18 protein-coding genes are annotated in these 17898 nt (G+C 64.5%); 8 read left to right on the forward strand and 10 right to left on the reverse strand.

Annotation, left to right across the window (positions count from 1 at the left end; translation table 11 throughout):
• Positions 1–11: 11 nt before the first annotated feature.
• The 6 genes from cueR to IHE39_RS11880 form a co-directional block, all read right to left on the reverse strand.
• Positions 12–410 carry a Cu(I)-responsive transcriptional regulator gene (gene cueR / locus IHE39_RS11855; RefSeq protein ID WP_184774159.1) on the reverse strand — a complete coding sequence of 133 codons (399 nt, stop codon included), beginning with the start codon at positions 408–410 and terminating at the stop codon, positions 12–14.
• Positions 411–575: 165 nt separating this feature from the next.
• Complete coding sequence (locus IHE39_RS11860) at positions 576–2120, reverse strand: multicopper oxidase family protein (RefSeq protein WP_192566565.1); 1545 nt, start codon at positions 2118–2120, stop codon at positions 576–578.
• 72 nt (positions 2121–2192) lie between these two features.
• Positions 2193–2624, reverse strand: a complete 432-nt coding sequence (locus IHE39_RS11865) for a hypothetical protein (RefSeq protein WP_192566566.1) — start codon at positions 2622–2624, stop codon at positions 2193–2195.
• Between the two features lie 41 nt (positions 2625–2665).
• Positions 2666–3679: a 2Fe-2S iron-sulfur cluster-binding protein gene (locus tag IHE39_RS11870; protein ID WP_192566567.1), complete on the reverse strand. Its 1014-nt coding sequence runs from the start codon at positions 3677–3679 to the stop codon at positions 2666–2668.
• On the reverse strand, positions 3676–3945 hold the full coding sequence (locus tag IHE39_RS11875) for a glutaredoxin family protein (protein WP_192566568.1): 270 nt from the start codon (positions 3943–3945) through the stop codon (positions 3676–3678). Before IHE39_RS11875 ends, IHE39_RS11870 begins: the two co-directional genes overlap by 4 nt.
• 108 nt (positions 3946–4053) lie before the next feature.
• Positions 4054–6579: a heavy metal translocating P-type ATPase gene (locus IHE39_RS11880; protein WP_192566569.1), complete on the reverse strand. Its 2526-nt coding sequence runs from the start codon at positions 6577–6579 to the stop codon at positions 4054–4056.
• A 268-nt stretch (positions 6580–6847) separates the two neighbouring features.
• Between IHE39_RS11880 and IHE39_RS11885 the strand changes: the two genes are divergently transcribed.
• The 7 genes from IHE39_RS11885 to IHE39_RS11915 all read left to right on the forward strand — a co-directional run bounded on the left by IHE39_RS11885 (position 6848) and on the right by IHE39_RS11915 (position 12480).
• Entirely contained in the window at positions 6848–7045 is a 198-nt protein-coding gene (locus IHE39_RS11885) for a heavy-metal-associated domain-containing protein (RefSeq protein ID WP_184774148.1), read from the forward strand.
• 266 nt (positions 7046–7311) lie between these two features.
• Complete coding sequence (locus tag IHE39_RS11890) at positions 7312–8157, forward strand: cytochrome c oxidase subunit II (RefSeq protein WP_192566570.1); 846 nt, start codon at positions 7312–7314, stop codon at positions 8155–8157.
• A gap of 66 nt (positions 8158–8223) precedes the next feature.
• Positions 8224–10050, forward strand: a complete 1827-nt coding sequence (gene ctaD, locus IHE39_RS11895; RefSeq protein WP_246485449.1) for a cytochrome c oxidase subunit I — start codon at positions 8224–8226, stop codon at positions 10048–10050.
• Positions 10047–10751 carry a cytochrome c oxidase subunit 3 gene (locus IHE39_RS11900; protein ID WP_192566571.1) on the forward strand — a complete coding sequence of 235 codons (705 nt, stop codon included), beginning with the start codon at positions 10047–10049 and terminating at the stop codon, positions 10749–10751. The genes ctaD and IHE39_RS11900 overlap by 4 nt, the downstream gene beginning before the upstream one ends.
• An 11-nt stretch (positions 10752–10762) precedes the next feature.
• The gene (locus tag IHE39_RS11905) at positions 10763–11485 is read left to right on the forward strand and encodes a heme-copper oxidase subunit III family protein (RefSeq protein WP_192566572.1); all 723 of its coding nucleotides are present in this window, start codon (positions 10763–10765) and stop codon (positions 11483–11485) included.
• A gap of 9 nt (positions 11486–11494) precedes the next feature.
• Positions 11495–11878, forward strand: coding sequence for a cytochrome C oxidase subunit IV family protein (locus IHE39_RS11910; RefSeq protein ID WP_192566573.1), 384 nt, complete (start codon positions 11495–11497; stop codon positions 11876–11878).
• Positions 11879–12009: 131 nt separating this feature from the next.
• The gene (locus tag IHE39_RS11915; protein ID WP_192566574.1) at positions 12010–12480 is read left to right on the forward strand and encodes an aminoacyl-tRNA deacylase; all 471 of its coding nucleotides are present in this window, start codon (positions 12010–12012) and stop codon (positions 12478–12480) included.
• A gap of 100 nt (positions 12481–12580) precedes the next feature.
• Here the strand turns inward: IHE39_RS11915 and IHE39_RS11920 are convergent, their stop codons facing one another.
• Positions 12581–13423 (reverse strand): DUF2189 domain-containing protein, encoded by an 843-nt coding sequence (locus tag IHE39_RS11920; RefSeq protein ID WP_184774136.1) that lies wholly within the window; start codon positions 13421–13423, stop codon positions 12581–12583.
• A gap of 244 nt (positions 13424–13667) precedes the next feature.
• Here IHE39_RS11920 and IHE39_RS11925 point away from each other — a divergent pair, with 244 nt between their 5' ends.
• A complete protein-coding gene (locus IHE39_RS11925; RefSeq protein WP_184774134.1) occupies positions 13668–14063 on the forward strand; it encodes a c-type cytochrome in 396 nt (131 codons plus the stop codon).
• 347 nt (positions 14064–14410) lie between these two features.
• Here IHE39_RS11925 and IHE39_RS11930 read toward each other — a convergent pair whose 3' ends face one another.
• The 3 genes from IHE39_RS11930 to IHE39_RS11940 are packed head-to-tail and all read right to left on the reverse strand — an operon-like array spanning position 14411 to position 17852.
• Positions 14411–15016, reverse strand: coding sequence for a histidine phosphatase family protein (locus tag IHE39_RS11930; protein WP_192566575.1), 606 nt, complete (start codon positions 15014–15016; stop codon positions 14411–14413).
• Complete coding sequence (locus IHE39_RS11935; protein ID WP_192566576.1) at positions 15016–16110, reverse strand: ABC transporter ATP-binding protein; 1095 nt, start codon at positions 16108–16110, stop codon at positions 15016–15018. The genes IHE39_RS11930 and IHE39_RS11935 overlap by 1 nt, the downstream gene beginning before the upstream one ends.
• On the reverse strand, positions 16107–17852 hold the full coding sequence (locus IHE39_RS11940) for an ABC transporter permease (protein ID WP_192566577.1): 1746 nt from the start codon (positions 17850–17852) through the stop codon (positions 16107–16109). Before IHE39_RS11940 ends, IHE39_RS11935 begins: the two co-directional genes overlap by 4 nt.
• Positions 17853–17898: the final 46 nt, after the last annotated feature.

Raw genomic sequence — 17898 nt, forward strand, 5'->3', positions numbered from 1 at the left:
TTTCACACCGGTTACTGCGTCTGCATGCGGCCGGACAGGCCGTCGATGATCGGGCAATCGGGCCTGGCGTCACCGTGGCAGTTATGGACGAGGTGGCGCAGCGTGTTGCGCAGTTCGGTCAGCTCGGCCAGCTTGCGGTCGATCTCGACAAGCTTGGTCTCGGCGATGGCCTTGACGTCGGCGCTTTCGCGCTCCTTGTCGCCATAAAGCGACAGAAGCTGGCGGCATTGCTCGACCGAAAAGCCGAGGCTGCGCGAGCGCTGCAAAAAGCGCAGGCGGTGCACGTCGGACATCGAGTAGTCGCGATAGCCATTGTCGGCGCGGTCGGGGCGCAACAGGCCGATGTCTTCGTAATAACGGATGGTCTTGGCCGGCAGGCCCGACTTTTCCGAAGCGGTACCAATGTTCATGGTCACTCCTCGATCAACTTGGATGTCATATAAAGCTTCCAGTAACTGGAAGTTCAAGGGGCTGGCGAAATCGTGATGCAGGCCGACGCCGATGGCGCCGACCTGCCGCATCTTGCCGGTGCATGATCCCGAAAGCTGATGCCACCTCCGGGAGCATGTCCGGGCTCAGTCGGCGTAGGCCATCGAGGTCATCATGCCGCCGGCCATGTGGTAGAGATGGTGGCAGTGCAGCGCCCAGTTGCCGGCATTGTCGGCATCGAAGGCGATGGTCACCATGCCCATTTTGGCCGGCACCAGCACCGTGTCGCGCACGGCACCGGCAAAACGCTTGCCGTTGACCGCGACCACCTGGAAGTGGTGGCCGTGCAGGTGCATCGGATGCGACATGGTGGTGTGGTTCATGAAGGTCAGCTCGAAGCGGTCGCCGCTCGCCACCGCCAGTGGCTTGTCCTGGCCATGCATGGCGCCATCGAGGGTCCAGACATAGTTGGGGCCTTCGCCGAGCATCATGGTGTGCTTGCGCGTGGCGGCCTTGTCGTCGAGCGGCCTGGCCGCCCTGAGCTTCTGTTCGAGCCCGACGCCGACGGCGGGGAAGTCCTCGTCGGCCATGTCAGCGAGCTTGCCGACCGACGCGCCCCTGGCGGCAAGGACGATGCCGCTGCGCATGCGGCCGCCTTCCTGCACGGCAAGGATGGGCCAGGCTGAAGCCTGCTTCGGCAGTTCGAGCATGATGTCGAGGCGCTGGGCCACGGCGAACTCGAAGCGCTGACCTTCGAGCGGCTCGACCGGCATGCCGTCGACAGCGATCAGTCTGCCCTGGAGCTGGCCGAGATCGAGCCACATATTGGTCGAGGCGGCACCGTTGATCAGGCGCAGGCGAACGCGTCCGCCCGGCTCGACAGTGAAGACCTCGGGGTCGTCGAGGGTGCGGTCATTGGCCAGCAGGGCGTCGTACTGCACGTCCTGCAGGTGGGACATTGCCCCCGCCGGGCCAGCCATCTGGCCGCCGCCCATCTGCATGCCGCCCATCGCGCCATGGTCCATGGTGCCGTGATCCATCTGGCCGCTGCCCATCGCCATGCCCGGCATGTTGTGGCCCTCGTGCCCCGAAGCTGCCGGGGCGGGCGCCGGCGCCATGGCGCTCATGTCGTGGCCGCCGGCCTTGAGCTCGGCAAGGATCTCCTTGGGATCGCGGAAGGTGAAGTCGTGGAACAACACCACCACCTCCTGCACGTCCTGGCCTGCTTCGTCAGGGTCGCGCACGATCAGCGGCGCGGCCAGCATCAGTTGCTCCTGCAGGCCGAAATGCGAATGCATCCAGAAGGTGCCGGGCCGGGCGACCGGAAAGTCGTAGTCGTGGCTGCCGCCGTCGGGAATCGGCTCCTGCGAAATGCCGGCGACGCCGTCCTGCCGCCATGGCGGGGTGAGGCCGTGCCAGTGGATGGCCGTCGGTTCGCCGATCAGGTTTTTCAGCGTGACGCGGAAGTTGTCGCCGGCGTTCATGACGAGGCCGGAAGAGCCGTCGGCCTGGGTGAGGCCAAAGACATTGGCGGGTTTGCCCTTGACCTCGATGACGCGCTTGCCCGCGGTTACGACCTTGTGACCTTGGGCATGGGCCGGGCGCACCGGCAGGAGCAGGGACGGGACTGCGGCAGCCGAAAGCGTTGCCGCCGATGCCGCGATGAAGCCGCGGCGCGAAAGGGTATTCATGTTCATGGTCTCCAAAACTGATGTCTCCCGGCGCTGACAAAGGCCGGAGCGTGCGCGTCGAAACGCGTCAGTTCAGGAGTGGGATGGCGGTCTGAGATGCGGAGCGGATATCGATCCGTGCAGCGGTTCGGTCCTGGCGGGAAAAGGCGAGACGCCAGCAAGTTCGGGGAAAACAGTTGGCAGCGGCAGTGGCGCGCAATAGCTGCACGAGGCGAGACATTGCGCCAGGCAGGCGCGAGCGTCCTTGTCTGGGTCGCAGCAACCGGCGTCGGCCTTGGCGTGATGCGACATCATCTGGGTGGCGTGCGGCTGGTGCTGGCCGTCGGCGGGGTGAGCGGAGGCGGCCTGGCCGAGCGCCAGGAAGAACAGCAACACCAGCGGCAGCATCAGCCGCAGGAGCCTCAGCATGCTGGCCCTGCCGTCGTCCATCACGGCAATACGCGCACGGGCCTGCCCGCGCTGGTGAGCGCGGAGCGGATGGGTCGTCGCCGGGATCTGTTGCATCGAATGCATGTCCTATAAATGGGGATTGCGACCCCTTGAGGTCAAGCGGCGTTGTTGTCGCTTGCCTCTGATGTGAAGAAGACGTCGGCGTGAATGTCGCCGGCCGGCACCCCGCGCGCCGCGAGACCTGAAATGGCAGCGTCGACCATGGCGGGAGGGCCGGCGACATAGGCCTTGGCACCAGTAAGGTCGCGATGGTCCTCAGCGAGCGCGTCGGAAGCAAAGCCGCTGCGCCAGCCCTTCGCGGCAATCTGCGACAGCACCGGGACGAAGCTCAGCTTGGGAAATCTGCGTTCCAGGGCGCGAAAATGCGTGACCAGATAGAGGTCGCGTTCGGCGCGGACGCCGAAATAGACATGGATCGGCTGGGCCAAGCCTGAAAGCAGCGCCGTCTCGACGATCGACTTGACCGGGGCGAGGCCGCTGCCGCCGGCAAGCGCGATGATCGGGCCGGCATGGGCCTCGCGCAGGTAGGCCGAGCCGCTGGGGCCTTGGATCTCAACCGTGTCGCCCGGCTTCAGCGAGGTGTGGATCAGCCCGCTGGTGCGGCCGCCAGGCACCGCCCTGATGTGAAGTTCGACAAGCTCCTCGTCGGGTCGGCTGGCCATCGAATAATTGCGTGGCGGCGCGCCCGGCATGGTCAGCGACAGATATTGCCCGGCGGCGAAGCGGAAATTCTGGCGATCGGCAAGTTGAAGACGGAGCGCGACGATGTCGTGTGTCATGGCCTCGAGGGCGACGACCTCGGCGTCCTGCATGACAGGCTGTGCTGTGGCGAAGCTGTCGTCGAGCCATTCGACGACGACGTCGTCGCTGGGCACGGCGCGGCAGGCGAGGATGAGCCCGTCTTCGCGCTCTTGTTCGGTGAGCGCAAAAGGCGAGTGTTTGCCGAGCTCGACATGGCCGGAGACGAGGCGCGACTTGCAGGCGCCGCAGCGGCCGGAACGGCAGCTGTGCGGATAGGCGATGCCAGCGTCGAGGGCGGCCTCAAGGATCGTCCTGGTATCGCCGACCGCGATGCGGCGGCCGGGCTGGGGCAGGGTCAGGCAACTCATGGTCGTGCCGCCCGGGTCAGGTCGAGCAGCGCTTCGATCTCGGCGCGCTGGGTGGCGAAAGTGCCGTAAAAGACGTGCTTGCCGTCGATGATGGTGATGGGCGCGACGCGTACGCCGGTGCGGCGCTTGGCTTCATCGGCGATCGCGGGGTCGCGCAGGTCACGCTCGACGAAAGGCAGTTGCTCCGCATTCAGCCAGCGCTTCAGCGCCAGGCAGTCGGGGCAGGTGGGCGTGGTGAAGATCTCGATCCAGGGAGCGTTGGGCATGACGGCCTCGCGTGATGAGGAGGGGAGAAGAGCGGCCTGCCTGCACGACGTCCGAAAGCGGATGTCCGCTTTCGGGATCTTGCTCCTGGGGCAGGCCGCGAGGGCTGGCTAGGCGGCCGGGACTAGTGCAGGCGCGGTCGATGCCGCCGTTGCGCGAGCCGGGGCCTTGAAGCGCTTCAGCCGCATCGCATTGCCGAGTACGAAGACACTCGACATCGCCATCGCGCCTGCCGCCAGCATCGGCGACAGCAAAGCGCCGCTGACCGGGTAGAGCACGCCCGCCGCGACCGGAATGAGGGCGGCGTTGTAGGCGAAGGCCCAGAACAGGTTCTGCCTGATGTTGGCGATCGTCGCCTTGGACAGCGCGATCGCGTTGGTCACGCCGAGCAGGTCGCCCGACATCAGCACCACGTCGGCACTTTCGATGGCGACGTCGGTGCCGGTGCCGATGGCAATGCCGACATCGGCCTCGGCGAGTGCCGGCGCGTCGTTGATGCCGTCGCCGACGAAGGTCACCGCACGGCCACCTGAACGCAGGCGCTTGATGGCGTCGACCTTGCCGTCGGGCAGCACTTCGGCGACGACCTCGTCGATGCCGAGCTGGGCGGCGATGGCTTCGGCGGTGCGACGGTTGTCGCCTGTGATCATCGCCACCTTGAGGCCCAGATCGTGCAGCGCGCGGATCGCCTGCGGCGTCGTCGGCTTGATCGGGTCGGAAACCGCGATGACAGCCGCGAGCTTGCCGTCGACCGCCGCATAGAGCGGGGTCTTGGCCTTGTAGCCCATGCGGATGGCGGTCTCGGCGAAGTCCTGCACCGAAATGCCGAGCCTGGCCATGTAGCGGTCGGCACCGACGTCGACGCGATGAGTGCCGACGCTGGCGCTGACGCCGAAGCCGGGCACTGCCTCAAACGAACCGGTCTCGGCCAGAGCGAGACCTTCATCCCTGGCTGCTGCGACGATGGCAGCGGCAACCGGATGTTCGGACTGCGCCTCCACGGCGGCGACCAGCGCCAGCACCTTGGCACGGTCAAAGCCGCTGGCGACGTCGAGGTCGGTCATCACGGGCTTGCCGGCGGTCAGCGTACCGGTCTTGTCGAGCGCCACGACCGAGGTCGACTTCAGCGATTGCAGTGCTTCGCCGTTACGGAACAGCACGCCCAGTTCGGCGGCACGGCCGGTGCCGACCATGATCGAGGTCGGGGTAGCGAGGCCCATGGCACAGGGGCAAGCGATGATCAGCACGGCAACCGCATTGACCAGCGCGAAGGTCGCCGCCGGCTCGGGGCCGAAGATCAGCCAGACGATGAAGGTCAATGCGGCCGCGGCCATGACGGCGGGCACGAACCAGGCCGTGACCTTGTCGACCAGTGCCTGGATCGGCAGCTTCGAGCCTTGCGCCGTTTCGACCATGCGGATGATCTGGGCCAGCAGCGTGTCGGCGCCGACCTTGGTGGCGCGGTAGGTGAAGGCGCCGGTCTTGTTGATGGTGCCGCCGACGACCTCGGCACCTTCGCCCTTGCTGACCGGGATCGGTTCGCCCGAGATCATCGATTCGTCGACGAAGGACGAGCCTGAAAGCACGATGCCGTCGACGGGCACCTTGTCGCCGGGGCGGACCTGCACGACGTCGCCGGCAACGACCTCGTCGAGCGGAATGTCTGTGAACGCGCCGTTGCGTTCGACACGCGCCGACTTGGCCTGCAGGCCCATCAGCCGCTTGATCGCTTCCGAGGTACGGCCCTTGGCCTTGGCTTCGAGCACGCGGCCGAGCAGGATCAGCGTGACGATGACCGCCGACGCCTCGAAATAGACATTGGCGGTGCCGGCGGGCAGTGCGCCCGGCGCAAAGGTGGCGACGACCGAATAGGCCCAGGCGGCGCTCGAGCCGAGCACGACCAGCGAGTTCATGTCGGGTGCGAGACGAAGCAGGGCCGGCACGCCCTTCTGGTAGAAGCGCAGGCCGGGGCCGAACTGGACGATGGTCGCCAGCACGAAAAAGGCGATGTAGAGCTTCTGCTGGCTGACATTCATCATCAGCCAGTGATGCAGGGCGGGGATGGTGTGCGAGCCCATCTCCAGCACGAAGATCGGCAAGGTGAGCATGGCGGCGATGGCGAAGTCGCGCTTGAGGTGGGAGAACTCGCGGTAACGCGCCTCCTCGCGGCTGTCGCCTTCGGCACCCGCCTGCTCGACGCGGCGCGGCTCGTAGCCGGCCTTGCGGATGGCGGCATCGATCGCTGTGCGCGTGGTGCCGGCCAGCGTCTCGATGGTGGCGCGTTCGGTGGCGAGATTGACCGAAGCCGCCTTCACGCCCGGCACGGCAGCGATGGCCTTTTCGACCCGGCGCACGCAGGAGGCGCAGGTCATGCCTTCGATCTCGACTTCGATCTTTTCGACCGCCACGTCATAACCGGCGTTGCGGATGGCGGCGATGACGCCGTCGGCGTCGATGCTGCCGCCGAAGGTGACGTCTGCACTTTCGGTGGCCAGGTTGACTGTGGCGGTGGTCACACCAGGCACCTTTAAGATGGCCAGCTCGACGCGGCGCACGCAGGAGGCGCAGGTCATGCCCTCGATCGGGAAGCTTTGCCTACCGGCTGGCGCAGTGAGCGGGTTGAATGGAGCGTTCATGGTCATGGACCTCTATGTCATCAATTTCGAACAGAGGTCTAAGGCTTCCAGTGTTGGGAAGGTCAACAGCTCCAGCGCATGTTTTTCAGCGTCGATGTAACTGACTGAAAATATTGGCATATGCCCTTGCATTGTGGGTCCCGGGGCTTTGCCGGTCACGAAAAAGTCGTGGTAACAAATCCGTGATCGAAAAATGTTTGACCTTCCTGTAGCTGGAAACACCAGATTGCAGAAACGGCGCGATGCCGACCTAACCAAGGATCCTGAAATGCTGAAGATGAATGTTCCCGACATGACCTGCGGCCATTGCGCCGGCATGGTCACCAAGGCCGTGCAGAGCGTCGACGCGGCCGCGCGCATCGATATCGATCTCAAGGCGCAGACGGTTTCAGTCGAAACCAGTGCCGATGCCGCCAGGGTCGCCCAGGCGCTCGACGCCGCCGGCTATCCGGCCCAGGCGATCTGAAGCCTGCCGGAAAGGGCGGCGCGACCGGGGGCGGTCCGCCGCCACTTCGTTTGACTTTGCGCGCTTTGACTTTGTGCGCTTCGACTTGGCGCGCAACAGCATAAAGCCGGCTGTGCAAGAGGTTCCGCAGCCACAAGTGGCCGCGCGAACTTGACGCAACCTGCAGCCGCCCTCCTGCTCTAGTATTTCCGCGCCAAATCAAGCTATGATGCGGCAGGCCTTCCTCAGGGGACAGCGTCCCCCGGAATGCCCGGGGAGGACAGAGGATGGCCATAGCGCTCGTACTCGTTCTTGTTGTCATAGGCTCGGTGCTGTTTCATGTGCTGAGCCCATGGTGGTGGACGCCGATAGCCTCCAACTGGGGCTACATCGACAGCACTCTCGTTGCGACTTTCTGGATCACCGGTGCCGTCTTCTCGGCCGTCGTCCTGTTCATGGCCTATTGCGTCTACCGCTTCCGCCACAAGGAAGGGCGGAAGGCCGCCTATGAACCCGAAAGCAAGAAGCTCGAATCCTGGCTGACGCTGATCACGGCGGTCGGCGTCGCGGCGATGCTGGCGCCGGGCCTCTATGTCTGGGGCCAGTTCGTCACAGTGCCCAAGGATGCCACCGAGGTCGAGGTCGTCGCCCAGCAATGGCAGTGGAGCTACAGGCTGCCGGGCGCCGACGGCAAGCTCGGCACCTCGAACGCCCGGCTGATCAATTCCGACAATCCGCTCGGCATCAATCCCGAAGATCCCAACGGCCAGGACGATGTCGTGGTCGAGGCCGCCGACCTGCATCTGCCGATCGACAAGCCGGTCAAGATGCTGCTGCGCTCGATCGACGTGCTGCATGATTTCTACGTGCCCGAGTTCCGCGCCAAGATGGACATGGTGCCTGGCATGGTCACCTATTTCTGGTTCATCCCGACACGGACGGGCACCTTCGAAGTGCTGTGCGCGGAGCTCTGCGGCACGGGACATGGCTTCATGCGCGGCATCGTCATGGTCGACACCGAGCAGGACTACACGAGCTGGCTGCAGCAGCAGTCGACATTCGCCCAGTTGACCGGTCCCGCCAAGGTAGGCGCCCTGGTCGACCCGGCGAAAGCCACCGCGAAGATGGAATAGGAGACACGGCGCGACCGCTTGAAGGCGGCCTCACCGCGAAGGCAGAGGCAAGAGCAAGGTGCACGCATGGTCGATGTCACGCCCCACGGAGCAGACCTGATCCCACCGGCCGAAGTGGGCGAGATGGATCTCTACCATCCGCACAGCTGGTGGACGAAATACGTTTTCTCGCAGGACGCCAAGGTCATCGCCATCCAGTATTCGGGCACCGCACTTGCCATCGGGCTCGTCGCGCTGGTGCTGTCGTGGCTGATGCGGCTGCAACTCGGCTTTCCCGGCACCTTCGATTTCATCACGCCCGAGGCCTATTACCAGTTCATGACCATGCACGGCATGATCATGGTCATCTACCTGTTGACGGCCCTGTTCCTCGGCGGCTTCGGCAACTACCTGATCCCGCTGATGGTCGGCGCGCGCGACATGGTGTTTCCCTATGTCAACATGCTGAGCTACTGGATCTACCTGCTCGCCGTTTTGGTGCTGGTGGCAAGCTTCTTCGCGCCCGGCGGGCCGACCGGTGCCGGCTGGACGCTCTATCCGCCGCAGGCGATCCTTTCGGGCACGCCAGGCGGCACGGGGCCGGGCATCATCCTGATGCTGGTGTCGCTGATCCTGTTCATCATCGGCTTCACCATGGGCGGTCTCAACTATGTCGTGACCGTGCTGCAGGGGCGCACGCGCGGCATGACGCTGATGCGGCTGCCGCTGACAGTGTGGGGCATCTTTACCGCCACCGTCATGGCGCTGCTGGCCTTCCCGGCCCTGTTCGTCGCCTGCGTGATGATGCTGTTCGACCGCGCCATCGGCTCGAGCTTCTTCATGCCGGCGATCGTCGAGATGGGCGAGCAGTCGCCGCATAATGGCGGCAGCCCGATCATGTTCCAGCACCTGTTCTGGTTCTTCGGCCACCCCGAGGTCTACATCGTGGCGCTGCCGGCCTTCGGCATCGTCTCCGACCTGATCAGCACCCATGCGCGCAAGAACATCTTCGGCTACCGCATGATGGTGTGGGCGATCGTCGGCATCGGCGCGCTGTCTTTCGTGGTCTGGGCGCACCACATGTATGTCTCGGGCATGCATCCCTATTTCGGCTTCTTCTTTGCCACCACCACCCTGATCATCGCCGTGCCGACGGCGATCAAGGTCTACAACTGGGTGCTGACCCTGTGGCGCGGCGACATCCATTTGACCATCCCGATGCTGTTTGCGCTCGCCTTCATCGTCACCTTCGTCAATGGCGGGCTGACCGGGCTGTTCCTGGGCAACGTCGTCGTCGACGTGCCGCTGTCGGACACCATGTTCGTGGTCGCGCATTTCCACATGGTGATGGGCGTGGCGCCGATCATGGTGGTCTTCGGCGCGGTCTATCACTGGTACCCCAAGATGACCGGCCGGATGCTCAACGAGTGGATGGGCCGGTTCCATTTCTGGGTCACCTTCATCGGCGCCTACCTGATCTTCTTCCCGATGCATTATGTCGGGCTGGTCGGCGTTCCCAGGCGTTATCCCGAGCTCGGCGACACCGCCTTCATCCCGCCGTCGGTGCATACGCTGAACGAGTTCATCACCGTCGCAGCACTCACCGTCGGCTTCGCCCAGCTGGTGTTCCTGTTCAACCTGTTCTGGAGCATCCGCCACGGCAAGGAAGCGGGCGACAATCCATGGCGGGCAACGACACTGGAATGGCAGACGGCGGGAACACCACCGCCGCATGGCAATTTCGGCAAGGAACTGCCCGTCGTCTACCGCTGGGCCTATGACTACTCGGTACCAGGCGCACCGGAGGATTTCATCGCCCAGAACGATCCGGGTCCGGCCACGCAAGGCGGGCCGGCCACGCGAGGCGGGCCGGCCACGCAAGGCGGACCGGCCACGCAAGGCGGGCCGGCATGAGCGCCATCCTGATCTTTCTCGCTTTGGTCATGGCGGTCGCCGGCTGGTGGCTGGCGCGCCAGCGGCTGATGTCCAAGCCGTGGCTGGAAGCAGGGCCGGTCAACGCCTTTCCCGCGACGGAAGCGTCACTGCTGCACCCGGCAAAGCTCGGCCTGGGCGTGTTTCTCGCTGTCGTCGGCGCCCTGTTTGCGCTGTTCATCAGCGCCTATTTCATGCGTATGGTCTATGCCGACTGGCAGGCGGCGCCGATGCCGTGGCTGCTGTGGCTCAACACCGGCATGCTGGTGCTGGCGAGCGTGGCGCTGCAATGTGCAGTGGTCGCCGCGCATAAGGGGCAGGTCGACAATCTGCGCCTTGCCTTGCTTGTGGGCGCGCTGACGTCGGTGGCATTCCTCGGCGGGCAGTTGCTGGCCTGGCGCGACCTTGCCGCCAACGGTTACTTCGCCGCCGACAACCCGGCCGTCAGCTTCTTTTACCTGATCACCGCGATGCACGGCCTGCACATCATAGGCGGGCTGTTGGTGCTTGGCCGAACCAATGTCAGGGCGTGGCGCGGCGAAAGGCCGGCAAAGCTTACGCTGACGACCGAGCTGTGCGCCATGTACTGGCACGTGCTGCTTGTCGTGTGGCTGGTGCTGTTTGCCGTGCTGGCCGGCTGGGCCGCCGACTTCGTCGACATCTGCCGCCAATTGCTGAGCTGAGGAGAACGCGGATGGCCGAAACCACACTGGGACATGCCGACCACACCGCGCCGCGGCCGCCGGGCCTGCGCGGCTTCATCGCCGACTGGTCGTCGGACCAGCGCGCGTTCAAGGGTGTCTCGTGGGGGAAGGCCATGATGTGGATCTTCCTGCTCAGCGACACCTTCATCTTCGGCTGCTTCCTGCTGTCTTACATGACCGCGCGCATGTCGACCGTGGTGCCATGGCCGAACCCGAGCGAGGTCTTCGGCCTGCATCTGTTCGGCCAGAACATTCCGCTGATCCTGATCGCGATCATGACCTTCGTGCTGATCTCGTCGTCCGGCACGATGGCGATGGCGGTCAACTTCGGCTACCGCCGCGACCGCAGGAAGACGGCGATCCTGATGCTGCTGACCGCGGTCCTTGGCGCCACCTTCGTCGGCATGCAGGCCTTCGAGTGGACCAAGCTGATCAGCGAGGGTGTGCGGCCATGGGAGAATCCGTGGGGTGCAGCACAGTTCGGCTCGACCTTCTTCATGATTACCGGCTTCCACGGCACCCACGTGACCATCGGCGTGATCTTCCTGTTGATCGTCGCGCGCAAGGTGTGGCGCGGTGATTACGAGACCGGCGAGCGGGGGTTCTTCACCAGCCGGCGGGGCCAGTATGAGAGCGTCGAGATCATGGGGCTCTACTGGCACTTCGTCGACCTGGTGTGGGTGTTCATTTTCGCGTTCTTCTATCTTTGGTGAGGTGAAGCGATGGCACAGGTAGAGGCGCAGGATCACGGGCTGCATGGACATGCCGCTCCCGCTCCGGCAATGGCGCATGCCGAAGGGCAGCAACACCCGATCAAGCTCTATCTGGTGGTCTGGGGCTGGCTGTTCATCCTCAGCGCCTGCTCTTACGCGGTCGATTATTTCGCTTTTCAGGGCATGCTGAGATGGAGCCTGATCCTGATCTTCATGATGCTGAAGGCGGGACTGATCGTTGCCGTGTTCATGCACATGGCCTGGGAGCGGCTGGCGCTGAGCTACGCCATCATCGTGCCGCCGCTGGTGATTTTGGTGTTCGTCGCGATCATGGTGGTCGAGGCCCGCTATACCGAAATCACCCGGGTGCTGTCGTTCGGCACCGGGCAATAGGCAGGGGCATTTTGGCCGGCCGACGGGCTCGGCTCACCGCTCGCGTTCTTCGTTGACAGGAAAAATGATGGGAGGAGAATGAGCTTTCTCGTTCTCCGATGCGTCACCCCTCCAACACAAGGACGCCCACGATGACGATCGCAAGGAAACTTGAAGACTACCTGACCGGCAAGGGTATCAACTACGATACCGTTGCCCATCACCGGACCTCGACCAGCAGCCAGACGGCGCTGGCAGCACACATACCTGGTCGCAGGTTGGCCAAATCGGTGCTGCTGCACCATGAAATGGGCTATGCGCTGGCGGTGGTTCCCAGCAGCCACCGGGTCGAGCTCAGCACGCTGCAGGACGTCATCGACAAGCGTCTCGGGCTCGCCTCGGAAGACGAGGTCAGCCAGCTGTTCAGCGACTGCGATATCGGTGCCGTGCCGCCGGTGGGCGCCGCCTATGACGTGCCTGTCATTCTCGACGAAAGCTTTGGCGCCGATGGCGACGTCTATTTCGAGGCCGGCGACCACAGGACGCTGGTGCATGTCACCGGCTCTGACTTCCGCAACCTGCTGCAAGGCGCGCGGTTAGCCCGCTTCAGCCACCCGGCGTGAGGCAACTGAAGCCATTCGCGCCCGCCCCTCGACAGGGCGGGTGCATTTTCTTGATCGAGGGGGCTGAGCCGACGGCTGAACGCCGCCGGCGAGCAATGGTTCAGGTTGGGCGCTTGCGCGTCTTCTTGACCGGCACAGGTGCCGGCGCCGGTTCGATCAGCTTGCGGTAGAGGTGCCAGGTCGAATGGCCGAGCACCGGCAGCACGATCGCCAGGCCGACGAGCAGCGGTATCGATCCCAAGACAAGGCCGGCGGCGACGATCAGCCCCCAAAGCAGCATCGGTATCGGGTTGGCCATGATCGCCCGGGCCGAGGTCTCGACGGCGGCATAGGCGCCGATGTCGCGATCAAGCAGCAGCGGGAAGGCAACGACAGTGGTGCTCAACGCCACAAGGGCAAACATCAGGCCGACGAGGTTGCCGACGACCATCAGGGTCCAGCCGCGCTGGGTCGTCAGCACGTCGGTGATGAAGGCGGTGTAGCTCGCCGGTGCGCTGTCGCCATAGAGCCATGCGAACAGCGCCTGCGCGGTGAACAGCCAGGCGACGAACAGCGCCATCAGCATGATGCCGAGGACGGCGATGGCCGGCATGGCGGGTGACTGCCTGACCTCGAAGGCGTGTTTCCACGAGGTGTCGAGGTGTTGTTCGCGCCGCCGGCTGATCTCATAGAGGCCAAGGGCCGCGAACGGTCCGAGCAGGGCGAAGCCGGTGACCAGCGGATAGATCAGCTGCAGCGCGTTGCCGCCTGAGGTCCATGTGATCAGGAACACGCCGACAACCGGATAGATCAGGCATAAAAAGACATAGTGTGAGGGTTTGTCCCAAAAATCTTCAAATCCCAGGCGAAGCGCGTCGAAGACATCCGCAATCCCTATCCGACGTATGGCGGGATGTTCGACGTTGCTGCCAGTGCCTGCTGCGTAAACGTGGAAATTTGCCATGAACCATTCCTCCGAGATCGGGTCGGGTTCGGGTCGCGGCTCGCGGTGCTGCCGTCCAGCGTGTCTGGTCACGCGAAACCGCGACCTGCACCGGGTGGGATGATAGCAACCATCGCCGCCCTTGTCGCCCCTTTGGCGCGCTGGCGCCAAAGGCTGCAACGGAATGGCGCATGGCGCGTTGGCATTGGTAACGCTAGTATCGCCAGCGTCGGCGCTTGGCGCCGGCCTGACCAGGGAGACAGCCATGAGAGCGACGGCATGGGGCGTCCAAGCCCTTCTTGCAGCTTCGTTTCTAGCCACCAATCCGGTTCATGCGGCAGGCGACGCGGCCGCCGGCAAGAAGGTCTTCACCAAATGCATGGCCTGCCACGACATGGCGGTCGACAAGAACAAGATCGGCCCATCGCTGCATGGTGTCGTGGGCCGCACGGCCGGCACGCTGCCGAGTTTTGAAGCCAAATATTCCGACGCCATGAAGCAGGCGGGTGCTGGCGGCCTGGTCTGGGACGAGGCCAACATCGCCGCCTACATGAAGATGCCGAAAGAAAAGGTCCCGGGCAACAAGATGGCTTTTGCCGGTCTCAAGGACGATACCGATATCGCCAATGTGATTGCATATATCGAAGAGATGTCGAAGTAGCCGCAAGACGGCAGCCGGATGCTCGCAGGCGGCTCGTGCCTCGCGAGCAGTTTCCGCAGAAATGCACATTTATTGTGCGGCGTCCTCCAAACGGGGGATGACGCCGCTGGCCAAATGGTGTTCATGACTGGGCGGGCGCCCCTGGCGCCCGGCGGATGCAAATGCATTTTCCGGGCGGCATTGCGAATGGTGGCGCTGCGATTGTAGACCCGGTCTGTATTGCAGGTTTGCGTTTTAAATATCTAGCTATTGGTGCCTCTTTGCGGGGGGAAACTGCGGCATTCCTTGGGAGACCTCGGAAGCCGCACCATTTCCTTAGGCACGGCCTCTTCAAACCGGTTGCGCGTCTAGTCCGGTGCGTCGAAGTCGGGCGCGACGGCGGCGATGTTATAGGCTTCGAGCCGTGCCGTCGGGGCGTCGGCCGTATCGAAGCTCAGGATCGTCGCGGTCCCAGGCGTCACCGGCACGACACGCGAGGGCGGCAGTCCCAGGAAGGCGTGGCAGGCAGCGCGGATGACACCGCCATGGACGATGGCGAGGGTGTCGCCGTTGCACTTCTTCAGGCAGTCCCGCAACCCTTCGACGATGCGGGCGCAGAAATCCGGCCATGGCTCGCCTCTGTCGGGGGTGAAGGTGCCGGCGCGCCAGGCGAGATATTCGTGCGGCCGCTCGGCCTCGAGCTCGTGCTTGATGCGGCCGGTCCAGTTGCCCATGTCGATCTCGCGCAGGCGCGGGTCAAGCGGCGCATCGCCATAACCGAGCAGGCCGGCGGTCTGGCGCGTCCGGCCAAGGTCGGAGACCACGACGTGATCAGGCGCCATCGCCTTGGCGAAGGAGACGAAGCTCTGGACCTGCTTGATGCCACGCGGCGACAGCGGCGCATTGTCATGGCCCTGGAGCCTGTGCTCGGCGTTCCAGGTGGTCTCGCCATGGCGCACCATTACCAGTCTCATCAGCTAATCCTTTCACCACTCATTGCAAAAACTGCGCTCGGCCCGTTGACGAAGCTGAGGCTTATCTGGTCGCCGATCGCGGCACGGAAGTAGCCGTCGGCCATCGCCGTCAGCCGCTGCCCGCCCGAAAACGCCGTCACCATGGTGCGCCCGGCGATCGGGGCGGCTTCCTCGAAACGGGCGCTGATCGTCGGCCGCCCCTCGATATTGCCGACCATCAGATCGTGGGCGCGGTAGAGAAGCTGCACGCCATCGCGCGCTTCGGCGCGGCTGGCGTCGGTGAGGCGCAGGCCGTCATAGACAAGGCCGTCGCCGCTCCTGGTGACTTCGATCAGATTGGCCGGCGGCGTGCCAAGAAAGGTGGCGACGAAGGTGGTGCGCGGGTTTTCCAGCAACTCCAGCGGCGCGCCGAACTGTTCGACCTTGCCATTGTTGAGCACGGCGACGTGGCTTGCCATGGTCATCGCCTCGACCTGGTCGTGGGTGACGTAGACAGAGGTTGCGCCGGTGGCGCGGTGGATGCGCATCAGCTCGCTGCGCATCTCGATGCGCAGCTTGGCGTCGAGGTTGGACAAAGGCTCGTCGAACAACAGGATGTTCGGCTTGGGGCCGATGGTGCGGGCGATGGCGACGCGCTGCTGCTGGCCGCCCGAAATCTCGGCCGGGTAACGCTCCTTGAGCGCTGCGATGCCGAGCAGTCCGAGCACCTCGTCGACACGGGCGGTACGCTCCGCCTTGCTCCATTTCGCCACCTTGAGCGGCCATTCGATGTTGCCGGCGACAGTCATGTGCGGCCACAGCGCGTAGCTCTGGAACACCAGGCCGGCGTCGCGGGCGCCGGCATCGGCAACCAGGCCGCGGGCGCCGTCGGAGACAATGCGGCCCATGAAGGCCATTTCGCCCTCGCTTGGGGTTTCCAGGCCGGCGAGCATTCTGAGCAAGGTCGACTTGCCGCAGCCGGAGGGGCCGACAAGCACCAGGAAGGCGCCCTGCGGCACCGAGATGTCGACATTGTCGACGGCGGTGAAGCTGCCGAAACGCTTGGAGACGTTGTGGATCGCGATCGCGGCCGGATTGCCGTTGGCGGGGCTCATGCGGATTTCCACTTCTGGACGCGGTTCTGCAGGCGGTGCGCCAGGAGCGTGGCGACGACGCAGAGGACGAGGATGACCATGGTGATGGCGTTGGCGAACTGCATGAAGCCTTCGGCGGCATAGCGGTAGGCAAGCATGGAGAGCACCGGCGAGGTCGAGGTGAACAGCAGCACCACCAGCGACAGGTCGCGCACGATCTTGACGAAGACCAGCAGCGCGCCGGCGAGCAGGCCGCGGATGGCCAGCGGCATGATGATGGCGCCCATGCGGCGGAAGAAGCCGGCGCCGGTCAGTCGCGCGCTTTCTTCGATGTCGGCCGAGATCTGGCCGAGCACCGAGCGGCCGGACTGGACCGCATAAGGCAACAGGTGAGCGGAAGCCGCCAGCACCAGAAGCAGGAAGGTGCCGTAGAGCGACGGCAGCGGCCCGATCGGGGCGCCGAACAGCGCGATATAGGCGGCGGCGAAGGCGATGGAGGGGATCAGGATCGGCATGAACGACACCTGGCCGAGCACCGTTGCCAGCACCGTGCCCTTGTTGCGGGCAATGGTATGGGCGAGCGCCAGGCCGAGCGCCATGGTGGTGATTGCCACTGTCACGGCGAGCTTCAGCGTCATCCACAGCGCCTCGATCAGCACCGGATTGCGGAAGATGCCGGCCTGGCCCTGGGCCATGTCGGTGCCGCCTTCGCCGATCCAGAAATGCGTCGTCCAGTTGGAAAACAGCGAGCCGTTCTGCAAGGCGAAGCTCGACGCGGTGAGGATCAGTGCCGGCAGGAAGGTGGTGAGCAGGCAAAGCAGCACGGCAACGGCAAATAGCGGCCAGCGCCACTTGCCGAGCGGGAAACGCTTGGTGCGGCCGCCCTTGCCGGTGACGGTGACGAAGTTCTTGCGCCCGGCGACGAGGCGTTCGCCAAGCCAGAGGAAGGAGGCGGAGACGACGATCAAAAGCAAAGCGATGACGAAGCCGCGCTCGGTCTGGCCGGTCTCGATCATGCCGAACAGCCGCGTCGACAGCGTCTGCATCCTGACCGGCAGGCCAAGCAAAGCAGGGGCGGCGAAGTTGGAGACGGCACCGGCGAAGGTCAGCGATGCCGCAGCGATCAGTGCCGGGGTGACGACCGGCAGGATGATGCCGAAGAAGATGCGCGAGCGCCTGGCGCCCGCCACTTGGGCAGCTTCGACGAGGTCGGCGCCGATCGAACTCAAGGCGGCCGAGATGACGGTGAAGGCGAGCGAGTAGTAATGCGCAATCAGCACGATCAGCGTCGGCACCAGGCCCCAGGCGAGCCAGTCGGGAACGATATAGCCATTGGCCTCGAAGAAGCCGAGCGAGCCGCCAAGCCGGCTGTTGCGAAACAGCGCACCCCAGGCAAGGGCAGCGGCAAAGCTTGGGATCATGAACGGCATGGTGGCGAGCAGGCCGATGGTTTTGGGTGCCGGCACGTCGGTGAGCATCACCAGCCAGGCAAGAAAGCCGCCCATCAGGATGCAGCCGACGGCAACGCCGACACCGAGCAGCACTGTGTTCCACAGTGGCCGCCACCACAGGTTTTCGGACATTTTGGAAGCAAGCACCGCCTGCCAGGCATCACGGCCTTCGACGGTCAGGGTGGCAAACACGATCTTGACCAGCGGCGCGACGACGAGGACCGAAACGATCAGGATCAGGAGGATGGGCACGAGTGTCTCGGAGCGCAAAAAGCCTCTCCTCGACAACACGGATGTTGCGACGGCGGACATGACAATCTTTCTCACTGGAGAGACCGGGGGGGGAGAGACCGGGGGG

It is taken from the genome of Aminobacter carboxidus (assembly GCF_014863355.1).
In the GTDB taxonomy this organism is placed as follows: Bacteria; Pseudomonadota; Alphaproteobacteria; order Rhizobiales; family Rhizobiaceae; genus Aminobacter; species Aminobacter carboxidus.

Bases quoted from the DNA above. Each gene is read 5' to 3' on its own strand.
- cueR (WP_184774159.1), bottom strand. From the start codon at position 410: ATGAACATTGGTACCGCTTCGGAAAAGTCGGGCCTGCCGGCCAAGACC.
- IHE39_RS11860 (WP_192566565.1), bottom strand. From the start codon at position 2,120: ATGAATACCCTTTCGCGCCGCGGCTTCATCGCGGCATCGGCGGCAACG.
- IHE39_RS11865 (WP_192566566.1), bottom strand. From the start codon at position 2,624: ATGCAACAGATCCCGGCGACGACCCATCCGCTCCGCGCTCACCAGCGC.
- IHE39_RS11870 (WP_192566567.1), bottom strand. From the start codon at position 3,679: ATGAGTTGCCTGACCCTGCCCCAGCCCGGCCGCCGCATCGCGGTCGGC.
- IHE39_RS11875 (WP_192566568.1), bottom strand. From the start codon at position 3,945: ATGCCCAACGCTCCCTGGATCGAGATCTTCACCACGCCCACCTGCCCC.
- IHE39_RS11880 (WP_192566569.1), bottom strand. From the start codon at position 6,579: ATGAACGCTCCATTCAACCCGCTCACTGCGCCAGCCGGTAGGCAAAGC.
- IHE39_RS11885 (WP_184774148.1), top strand. From the start codon at position 6,848: ATGCTGAAGATGAATGTTCCCGACATGACCTGCGGCCATTGCGCCGGC.
- IHE39_RS11890 (WP_192566570.1), top strand. From the start codon at position 7,312: ATGGCCATAGCGCTCGTACTCGTTCTTGTTGTCATAGGCTCGGTGCTG.
- ctaD (WP_246485449.1), top strand. From the start codon at position 8,224: ATGGTCGATGTCACGCCCCACGGAGCAGACCTGATCCCACCGGCCGAA.
- IHE39_RS11900 (WP_192566571.1), top strand. From the start codon at position 10,047: ATGAGCGCCATCCTGATCTTTCTCGCTTTGGTCATGGCGGTCGCCGGC.
- IHE39_RS11905 (WP_192566572.1), top strand. From the start codon at position 10,763: ATGGCCGAAACCACACTGGGACATGCCGACCACACCGCGCCGCGGCCG.
- IHE39_RS11910 (WP_192566573.1), top strand. From the start codon at position 11,495: ATGGCACAGGTAGAGGCGCAGGATCACGGGCTGCATGGACATGCCGCT.
- IHE39_RS11915 (WP_192566574.1), top strand. From the start codon at position 12,010: ATGACGATCGCAAGGAAACTTGAAGACTACCTGACCGGCAAGGGTATC.
- IHE39_RS11920 (WP_184774136.1), bottom strand. From the start codon at position 13,423: ATGGCAAATTTCCACGTTTACGCAGCAGGCACTGGCAGCAACGTCGAA.
- IHE39_RS11925 (WP_184774134.1), top strand. From the start codon at position 13,668: ATGAGAGCGACGGCATGGGGCGTCCAAGCCCTTCTTGCAGCTTCGTTT.
- IHE39_RS11930 (WP_192566575.1), bottom strand. From the start codon at position 15,016: ATGAGACTGGTAATGGTGCGCCATGGCGAGACCACCTGGAACGCCGAG.
- IHE39_RS11935 (WP_192566576.1), bottom strand. From the start codon at position 16,110: ATGAGCCCCGCCAACGGCAATCCGGCCGCGATCGCGATCCACAACGTC.
- IHE39_RS11940 (WP_192566577.1), bottom strand. From the start codon at position 17,852: ATGTCCGCCGTCGCAACATCCGTGTTGTCGAGGAGAGGCTTTTTGCGC.